The sequence below is a fragment of the Paenibacillus sp. AR247 genome (assembly GCF_002968895.1).
Classification (GTDB): Bacteria; Bacillota; Bacilli; order Paenibacillales; family Paenibacillaceae; genus Paenibacillus_AQ; species Paenibacillus_AQ favisporus.
In genome coordinates this window covers 760,890-766,141 of record NZ_PCZT01000009.1, presented here as the reverse complement: position 1 = coordinate 766,141, position 5,252 = coordinate 760,890, and the positions used below count along the sequence as shown (strand labels likewise).

Sequence of the window (5,252 nt, the reverse complement as noted above, 5' to 3'; positions counted from 1 at the left end):
TGGAGCCTTGTTATGAGATTGACGAAGAGGGCGAGCGAGTCGTCTGGAACCGGAAAGCGGACGGCTATCGTCTGCCTACGGAGGCCGAATGGCAGCATGCATGTAAAGCAGGCTCTCAAGGCTACCGGTACGGCGAATTAGAAGAAGTCGCCTGGTTCCAGGAGAATTCCGATGGCATGACGCATGAAGTCGGAGGCAAACTGCCGAATGCGTGGGGGTTATACGACATGCTTGGAAATGTGTGGGAATGGTGCTGGGATCTGTATGACGAAGAGGTATACGGATCCTACCGCATATTCCGGGGAGGCAGCTGGGCGGAAGAAGCAAGAGGCTGCGGAGCGACATGCCGTCGGCGCAGCCACCCGACGTTTCAGATCGACGATCTCGGATTTCGACTGGCCCGCTCGATTTTCTCCCATAACGGAGATGGGCATCGGTCATTCGGATAAGCTGCCTGTCCTATTAGAATCATAAGAGAAGGGCCACCCAATAAGGGTGGTCCTTCTTCCGTTACCGGCGGCCGTGAAAGGTCCGGCGTAAATCTTGAACCCACAGCTCCGGCACTTCCCACGGTATAAAGTGTCCTCCTTCTTCGTGGGCAGTAATGTTCACATGGTTGTACCATGCAGCTCGGTCGGTCTTGAGAAAATGCTCCACGCGTTGATCGGTCGTCACCCCCGGCGGATTTTCGTATCCCACGAAAGTGATGCCGGTCGGCGCTTCGATAACAGGCTGGCGTGAATGGGAGGGCTCCCAAGGATACCGGTTGTTATTGGCATAGACGCGCATCGACGTTTCGATGGCATTATTGACCCAGAAAATCGTGGCGTGCGTCAGCAGATCGTCCTTGGAGAACACCCTTTCAATGCTGCCTTTGTTGTCGCTCCACTTGATCCAGCGTTCAAGAATCCAGGCCATCATGCCGACAGGTGAATCGCTGAGGCCGTAAGCGAGCGTGCCTGGATCCAGAACGTGCACGGCAAGATGCGAAGCAAACCGGCGGTCCAGCTCCAGTAATTGTTTCCGGATCTCCTCAGGCAGGTCATCCGGAATCGGACGTCCGCCGGTATAATCCCAGGCGCGTTCCCCGTTAAAGAAGTCCAGTTTGAGTGCCGAACCGATATGAATACCATACAGCTCGGCTCCGTATTTATGCCCTAGCTGACCAGTGATCAGCGCGCCGACATCACATCCGGCAGCAGCATACTTCTCATATCCGAGCATGTCCGTCATGAGTGTGTGCCAAAGATCGGCCATCTTCCAGAAGTTCATGTCCGGGTGGTCGGGAGGCGGAGCAGAGAAGCCGAAACCCGGCAGCGAAGGGACAATGACATCAAAAGCGTCGGAGGGATCACCTCCATGCGCCCCCGGATCAGCGAGCGGATCCACCACTTTGGACCAATGCCAGAACGTCCATGGCCAGCCATGGGATAAAATGAGGGGAACCGGGTTTGGCCCGACTCCGGGCTTGCGCATAAAATGGACAGGCACACCGTTGACTTTGACCTGATAATGCTCATAGGCGTTGATCGCCTTCTCGGATTTACGCCAGTCGAATTCGTGAATCCAGTAATCGACGAGCGATTTCAGTTCGTCACGGCGTACGCCGTAGTAACCGTCTTCGTTGCCTGCATCCAGGGGCCATCTGACGGAGGTAAGACGACGGTTCAGATCGTTCAGTACCTCTTCGGAAACATGGATGGGACTTGCTTTAAACGGAAATTCGGCATGGGACATAGTGATCCTCCTCTGACGTGATTTGGAGCCGACGAAAAGGTGAACGGTTCAAGCGAGAAAAATCCGCTAAGCGTCGCCAGCAATTTCGACCAGGCGCCTCAATGCCGGGATGGCGTCAGCTATCGTCTGTCTTTCTTCCGTCGTGAGATGTTCCGCAAAACCGGCAATCCGACCGATCCGTTCCAGGCGCCGGGAATCGATCACGTTAGCTCCCTGGGGGGTAATATGCACGAGAACAACGCGGCCGTCATTTGGATCGGATCTTCGTTCGACGAGCCCGTCCCTCTCCAGCTTGATTACAATTTGCGTGATCGCCGACTGGGTTACCTGCTCCGTGGCAGTCAGTTCTGTCAGGCGCATCGGACTGTTGTGGGTTTAATGAAGTATTATGCGTATCTGTACGAAACGAGCGGGGCGGCCGTGATTGAGGTTCCGACGTACCCGGTATATCCGAAGGTCGATACGGAACTGCTCGCGTCTTTGCGTTCGAAGCAAATCGGTTATTATATTACTTACTACAACGCCGGCAACCGAGACCGCTCGCATAATATTGCTCTGGCGGCCGAAGCGATTGACGGTACGGTCATCTTTCCTGGTGAACGGTTCTCGTTTAACCGGGTAGTCGGCATACGAACGACCGGCAGAGGATACCGCCGGGCCGCCGTCATTGTGCGGGGAGAATTATCTGAAGGCGTAGGGGGCGGCATCTGTCAGGTATCCTCCACCTTGTTTAATGCCGCCGATCGCGCCGGGCTGAAAATCGTTCAGCGATATTCCCACAGCCGTCACGTTCCCTATGTGCCATCGGGCAGAGATGCAACCGTAAGCTGGGGCGGACCGGATTTTGTTTTTGAGAACGCGTACAACCAGCCGGTCCTTCTTCGCGCGTTTGCGGGTAGCGGCAGCATGGCTGTGTCCATTTTGTCGTCTGATGTGATCGAATACTTCCCGAAAAAGGTCCCCAGCATATCTCATCAACTGCCGGAAGAGGTGCGCGACATCACCGCAAGCCAAAGCCCCGGCCATCAGAAGAAAAATTAGGCCACAGGCTTGCCTTGAAGCAGCTTTCATAGTCCAAACGGAAACAAGTTAATTCCTTAAACTGTGCAGCGCACGGGCAAATCCGGCGATGCCTTGTCCAATGCATTCCGTCTTTGCACGCGCGAACGTAAACCGGACGAATCCGGCATCCGAACCGTACACGCTTCCAGGCACGAATACGACACCATTCCGGATCGCTGCTTCCAGCAGCTTCGCGTCATTGACTGGTTCGGACAGCTTGCACCACAAATGATGACCGCCTTTCGGAATATGGAATTGAATCTCCCCCGGCAGTTCCTTCCGCAGCGCTTCGATCAGAAGATCGCGCTTATACATCAGATTTGTCCGCAGGCGGCCGAGATGAGGTTCAAAAAAGTCCGATTCCAAAAACTGCGCCGCGACCTGCTGGGGAATGACGCTAAGTCCAAAATCCATCTGCTGCCTGGCATCCGCCAATCTCTGCACGACGGAATTCGGGGCAACCATCCAACCGATCCGCAGTCCCGAAGCGGCGATTTTGGAGAAGGATCCGATGTAAATGACAGACCCGGACGTATCTATTGATTTTAAAGGCATGCGTGGTAAGCCTTCGTAATCGGTTAGGCTGTAAGGATCGTCTTCGATGATCGGCAGTCCGAGCTCGCTTGCGGTTTGAAGGAGCTTGTGGCGCCTGTCGTCGGCAAGCAGCGTACCGGTAGGATTTTGAAAATTCGGATTCGTAAATATCATCTTGATGCGGTGTTTTTTGTACAGTCCACGAATTTCTTCCGGCCTCATGCCGTCCTGATCTACGGGAAGCCGGAAGATCCGCAGTCCCGCCGACTGGAACATCGGCAGCGAATAATAATACGATGGGTCCTCTATAGCAACGGCGTCGCCAGGGGACAGCAGGCATTGCGTAATTAAAAATAAGGACTGCTGAGACCCGGATGTAATGAGGATGGATGATTCCGTCGCCTGAACCCCGCGGTATTCGGCCAAATATCGAACGAGAGCTTGCCGGAGCGGGATATATCCCTGAGGGAGGGATCCTGGCTCAGAGCTTCCCGAATTCTCCGGAGAAACGGAAGGTTCGGAAGAAAGCTCCCGCCTTCGGCATACCTGTTCCAATTTGGTGTATGTTTCGGTGAAGCGCCCCACTTAAACTGGCTCACCCGAGTTCCGCTGCCGGAACGGCTTTCGATGATCCCGAGCGAACGGAGTTCCGCAAAAGCTTGTACGACCGTGCTCCGGTTTACGCCGATCTGCTCTGCCAATTTCCTTTCTGAAGGCAGCAGGCTGCCGGGCGGAAATTCCCCAAACGAAATTCGCCGCTCGATATGGTCGGCGATCTGCTGATATAATGGTTTTTTACTTTCTCGGTCAAGACCCCACATACGTTTTCACTTCCTCGAACAACAATTACGACACATTTTTATCATCCTTTCCAATATAACTTATTCGCTTAACGATTTCTGTCTTTTCTCACCGAAAGTTTTGCGTTTTCATGAACACGGCCCGTTTCATTTAGTGAAATGGATGGTCAGGGAACGATTGCAATGGCTGGTGTGTTCACGTCCGACGGTGATTATAATGAAACTGCAACAAATCTACTTGACGGGCGGGTGAACAGCATGGTCTGGCTGATGGTTTTTGCTGTGATCGTATTAATATGGGGACTCTTCGCAACGATGAGAATTGGACAATCCCAAAGCAATAAAGAACAAAATCCACAATACTTCCAGGATACGGGCAAAAAATGGTTTAAGGCTTCTAGGCTTCTACGTAATTAGCATCGTTGCGGCAGCTATAATTATTGTGATTTTGATCAAGTGATAAAACAGAGGTAAATGATGAATGAATTGTAAATAAATATAAATAAAGGTTGTTAATGTTATCCAAAACGGATATACTAGCAATGTAAGCGCTTGCTTTAGTAGATTGAGACTTCTAGATTTCCCTGCCGCTGTCCCATACCAAGCATAAAGCGAGGTGATTAACGTCCCAAAGGCGGGCTCTTTAATGATGCAGGTCTGATTTTCCTTATAGTGTCTATGACGTTTTCCCAATTTGATGAGGAGGGAACAAGATGCTGAAAAAAGGATTATGCGGAATCATCATGGTCAGTCTTTTGATTGCTTTATTTCCTGTCAAACAGGTGAGTGCGGCTCCGAACTGGAAGCTGGTATGGAGCGATGAATTTGACGGAACCGCGCTGAACCGTTCCAATTGGACTCCGGAGATCGGCACGGGCAGCGGCGGATGGGGAAACAACGAGCTTCAATACTATACGGACCGGTCGCAGAACTTGCAGGTTACCGGAGGAAATCTGGTGATTACGGCAAGAAAAGAATCTTACGGCGGAATGAACTACACTTCGGCACGTATCAAAACGCAAAACCTGAAATCCTTTACCTATGGCAAAATAGAGGCTAGGATCAAGCTGCCTTCCGGACAAGGGCTGTCGGCCGGCGTTCTGGATGCTGGGCAGCAAC

4 protein-coding genes and 1 pseudogene are annotated in these 5,252 nt (G+C 52.4%); 3 read left to right on the top strand and 2 right to left on the bottom strand.

Translation table 11 applies throughout. The annotated features are described in order from the left end of the window. Nucleotides 1-449: formylglycine-generating enzyme family protein (locus CPT76_RS11570; RefSeq protein WP_146116295.1), on the top strand; the 449-nt coding region annotated here is incomplete at its 5' end. 61 nt (nt 450-510) lie between these two features. Here CPT76_RS11570 and CPT76_RS11565 read toward each other — a convergent pair. Continuing rightward, nucleotides 511-1,737 carry an epoxide hydrolase family protein gene (locus CPT76_RS11565; RefSeq protein ID WP_105443022.1) on the bottom strand — a complete coding sequence of 409 codons (1,227 nt, stop codon included), beginning with the start codon at nt 1,735-1,737 and terminating at the stop codon, nt 511-513. A gap of 39 nt (nt 1,738-1,776) precedes the next feature. Between CPT76_RS11565 and CPT76_RS36635 the strand changes: the two genes are divergently transcribed. Next, entirely contained in the window at nt 1,777-2,778 is a 1,002-nt protein-coding gene (locus tag CPT76_RS36635) for a VanW family protein (protein ID WP_105443021.1), read from the top strand. Between the two features lie 48 nt (nt 2,779-2,826). On the opposite strand, the pseudogene pdxR reads toward CPT76_RS36635, so the two are convergent. Further along, nucleotides 2,827-4,154 (bottom strand): annotated as a pseudogene (pdxR, locus tag CPT76_RS11555) (MocR-like pyridoxine biosynthesis transcription factor PdxR). Between the two features lie 692 nt (nt 4,155-4,846). Between pdxR and CPT76_RS11545 the strand changes: the two are divergent. After that, nucleotides 4,847-5,252 (top strand): glycoside hydrolase family 16 protein (locus CPT76_RS11545; RefSeq protein WP_483870044.1); only part of this gene is annotated, 406 nt, incomplete at its 3' end.

Bases quoted from the DNA above. Each gene is read 5' to 3' on its own strand.
- CPT76_RS11565 (WP_105443022.1), bottom strand. From the start codon at position 1,737: ATGTCCCATGCCGAATTTCCGTTTAAAGCAAGTCCCATCCATGTTTCC.